Here is a 3,756-nt window from a genome sequence, read left to right on the forward strand (position 1 = left end):
CGGGAGGCGCGCCTCCCGGCGGCGGCGGTCACCAGCCCCCGGACGGACCCGTCAGCTCCCTGATCGCCGGACGCGCCGCGTCCAGGACCGTCATGAACCAGGCGGAGAAGGGCGCGGCGGCATGCCGCTCGACGAGCTCGTCGGGGGTCACGAAGGCGGTGGACTCGATCTCCTCCGGGTCCGGCCGCGGGTCGGCCTGCACCAGGCCGACGAAGAGGTGGTTGAACTCCTGCTCCACCAGGCCCGAGGCCGGGTCCGGGTGGTTGTAGCGGACGGTGCCGGCCTCCGCGAGCAGCGTCGGCGAGACGCCCAGCTCCTCGAAGGTGCGCCGGGCCGCCGCGGCGAACGGCGCCTCGCCCGGGTAGGGGTGGCCGCAGCAGGTGTTCGACCAGACGCCGGGGGAGTGGTACTTGCCGAGTGCCCGCCGCTGGAGCAGCAGCCGACCCGACTCGTCGAAGAGGAAGACGGAGAAGGCGCGGTGCAGCTGCCCCGGCGCCTGGTGGGCGGAGAGCTTCTCGGCCGTGCCGATGGTCCGCCCCTCCTCGTCGACCAGTTCGAGCATGATCGACGCCGGGTCTCCGGACGGCTTGACACCGTTCGACGCGGTCTCCGGCGAGATCTGAGCCGTGATGGCTGGTGTGATCGGCATACCCATCCTTCGCATCGGTCCTCGGCCCGGTGGGGCCACCACAGTCTGCCGTACAAAACCGGCTTGTCCGTACTTCGGCGGCCGGACGTGTCCGCTCCCATCGCACCGGAGTACACCCCGGTGCGATGGGAGCGGAGGGCCGTCAATCGGGCACTACACCCCGAAAGGTGCCGGATAGACGAGTGTGCCCGGCGGAACGGGTACCGAACCGTCCAGGACGAGCGCCATCATCGCCTCGTCCGGAGCCTCGAAACCTGGCCGAATCCCATACGCGGACGCACGTACGAACCCGAACCGCGGGTAGTACCCCGGATGGCCCAGGACGAGCACGAGCGGCTCGCCGCGCAGCCGGGCCGCGTCGAGCACCGCCCGGACGACGGCCTGCCCCGCCCCTTTCCGCTGGTGCGCGGGAGCCACCGAGACCGGAGCGAGCGCGGCCGCCGGGACGCCGTCCACCAGGCAGCGGGTGATCAGCGCGTGCGCCGCGACCGTGCCGTCCGGGGCCTCCGCCACGTACGACAGGCCCGGCAGCCAGGCGTCGTCGAGCCGGAGCGCCTCGACCAGATCGGCCTCCGTCTCCGAGGGGGCGGCCTCCGACCCGAAGGCCGTCGACACGACCCGCCGGATCTCCGCGACGTCCGCGTCGGTCTCCGGACGGGTGCGCCAGCGCGGATCGGCCGGCCGCAGGACGAAGCCCGCGTACCCGTACTCGGAGCCGTGCTCGCGTCGCAGCGCGATCTCGGCGCGGGCCCCGGCCACCGCCTCGGCCATGCCGGGCACGGTGGTGTCCGCCGCGTCGGCGTGCGCGGCGAGCGGCACGTAGTACTCGTCCCAGTCGCCCTCGGGCTGCGGGACGGTCCCCAGGACGTGGTAGCCGGCCTCGACGGCCGCCGTCGCGTTCCCGGCGACGGTACGGAGGGCGTAGTGCTCCTCCCAGAAGGCACGGGCCGCGGGGCCCGGCTCCTCGGTGGTCCAGACGCACTCGGTGAGCACCAGCGTGCCCCCGGGCGCGAGGAGCCTGCGCCACTCGGCGAGGGCCCGGTCGAAACCGAGGACGAAGACCGAGCTCTCGGCCCAGACCAGGTCGAAGGAGCCGTCGGGGAAGGGCGGCGCGCCCATGTCGGCGTTCAGGGTGCGGACCGAACCGTCGAGCCCGCGGGCGGCGGCGGTCTCCCGCAGCTCCGCGAGGAACGGTTCATGGGTGTCGACGGCGGTCACCTCGGCGTTCGCCTCGGCGGCCAGGAGCAGCGCGGAGCGACCGGGGCCGCAGCCCAGGTCGAGCACGCGCGGACGCTCCGGAAGCGGCCCCACGAGTGCGAGGAGCCGACGGGTGGTGGTGTCGGAGCCGGGGCCCTGCCGCGGCAGACCGTGGTGCAGGGCGAAGAAGGAGTCGTGCAGAGCGTTGTCGGACAACGTGGAAACCCTTTGAGGAAAGGGCCCCGGCCGACGACGTGACGTACCGGTGGGAAGACCGGGATCAGGTCAGCCGGAGACCCGGAGGCTGAGGGACGACCGGGCGCTGCCGCACTGGGCAGCCTCCATCGCGACGGTCATCAACCTCAGCTCCTCTCCACACGCGTTCGTACGAAGAGACTAACAGGCGCCCGGGCTCACAGACAGAGCTTCGCCTCGTGCTCCGCGTGCCCGACCGGCTCCAGCTGGAAGGTGCAGTGCTCCACGTCGAAGTGCGAGCCCAGGCAGCCCTGGAGGTCGTGCAGCATCTTCTCGTGCCCGACCGAGTCCAGCGCGTCCTGGTCGACGACCACGTGCGCGGAGAGCACCGGCATGCCCGAGGTGATCGTCCAGGCGTGCAGGTCGTGCACGTCCTCGACGCCCGGCAGGGCCAGGATGTGCGCCCGCACCTCCGCCATGTCGACGCCCTTGGGGGCCGCCTCCAGGAGCACGTCCAGGGTCTCGCGCAGCAGCTTGACCGTGCGCGGCACGATCATCAGGCCGATCACGATCGAGGCGATCGGGTCGGCGTACTGCCAGCCCGTCGCCAGGATGATCCCGGCCGCGACGATCACGGTCACCGAACCCAGAGCGTCCGCGAGCACCTCCAGATAGGCCCCGCGCACGTTGAGGCTCTCCTTCTGGCCCCGCATGAGCAGCGACAGCGAGATCACGTTGGCCACCAGGCCGATCACCGCGAACGCGATCGCCAGGCCGCCCTTGGTCTCGGCCGGCTCGATGAACCGCTGGATCGCCTCGTACAGCACGTAACCGCCGACGACGAGCAGCAGCAGACAGTTGGCGAGCGCCGCGAGGATCTCGGCCCGGGCGTACCCGAACGTGCGGTTCCCGGAGGGCGGCCGGTTCGCGAAGTGGATCGCGAGGAGCGCCATCGCCAGGCCGACGGCATCGGTCGCCATGTGGGCCGCGTCCGCGATCAGCGCGAGCGAGTCGGCGACCAGACCGCCGATGACCTCGATCACCATCACGGAGAGCGTGATGCCGAGCGCGATCCGCAGTCGGTTCCTGTACGCGGCCGCCGCCGTACCCGTCGGCGGCGGGCCGCCGTGGCTGTGCCCGTGGTCGTGTCCAGCCCCCATGACAAGGCCTCCCGGTCGTGTCTCTCGTGTGCCCCGATTCGCAAGTGAACTACGGGTGGGGGGTATGTGCAACACGGTACTGAACACCGTTGTCATATGCTCTGACCTGCGACAACGGCAGAACGGGGGGACCGTGCCGGTGGCCTCCCGGAACGGGGTTTGTGGGGCGGACCGCCGATCGCCCATGATGATCTCCACGGAACGCGGCGCACCCGGACGGACACGGACGGTCCCGGGGGAGTACTGCCGACGAAGCCTCGGTGAACTCACGTTCCGTTCATCCGATAGCCTCAGCCGACGTGTCGCCGCCCGGTGCCGGGCCGCACCGCCGCGCCCGGGGCCGCCACGGCCCCGCCGGCCCCTCCGTCAGCTCCAAGGAGTGAGTTCGTCTGTCGACCGCCATCCTCACCGGCCCGCCGGCACCCGGATCCTCGCTCGACGGTGATCTGCGGTCGCTCGGCTTCGACGTCCGGATCGCCTCCGGCGCCGAGGAGGCCGGTGCCCTCCTTGCCGCCGTCCCGGCTGGCGAGCGCGTCGCGCTCGCCAGCCGGGACG

The 3,756-nt window shown here is 72.0% G+C and carries 4 protein-coding genes; all 4 read right to left on the reverse strand.

Going from position 1 to position 3,756, the window contains the following annotated elements; translation table 11 throughout:
• Positions 1 to 28 precede the first annotated feature (28 nt).
• Positions 29 to 649, reverse strand: coding sequence for an isopentenyl-diphosphate Delta-isomerase (gene idi / locus CCN56_RS31230; RefSeq protein WP_086831281.1), 621 nt, complete (start codon positions 647 to 649; stop codon positions 29 to 31).
• Between the two features lie 153 nt (positions 650 to 802).
• A complete protein-coding gene (locus CCN56_RS31235; RefSeq protein ID WP_086831282.1) occupies positions 803 to 2,062 on the reverse strand; it encodes a bifunctional class I SAM-dependent methyltransferase/N-acetyltransferase in 1,260 nt (419 codons plus the stop codon).
• A gap of 197 nt (positions 2,063 to 2,259) precedes the next feature.
• Positions 2,260 to 3,201 carry a cation diffusion facilitator family transporter gene (locus CCN56_RS31240; RefSeq protein ID WP_086831283.1) on the reverse strand — a complete coding sequence of 314 codons (942 nt, stop codon included), beginning with the start codon at positions 3,199 to 3,201 and terminating at the stop codon, positions 2,260 to 2,262.
• Positions 3,202 to 3,491: 290 nt separating this feature from the next.
• Positions 3,492 to 3,756 (reverse strand): hypothetical protein (locus CCN56_RS43945; RefSeq protein WP_218779468.1); only part of this gene is annotated, 265 nt, incomplete at its 5' end.

It is taken from the genome of Streptomyces sp. NRRL B-24572 (genome assembly GCF_002156145.1).
GTDB lineage: Bacteria > Actinomycetota > Actinomycetes > Streptomycetales > Streptomycetaceae > Streptomyces > Streptomyces vietnamensis.

Bases quoted from the DNA above. Each gene is read 5' to 3' on its own strand.
- idi (WP_086831281.1), bottom strand. From the start codon at position 649: ATGCCGATCACACCAGCCATCACGGCTCAGATCTCGCCGGAGACCGCG.
- CCN56_RS31240 (WP_086831283.1), bottom strand. From the start codon at position 3,201: ATGGGGGCTGGACACGACCACGGGCACAGCCACGGCGGCCCGCCGCCG.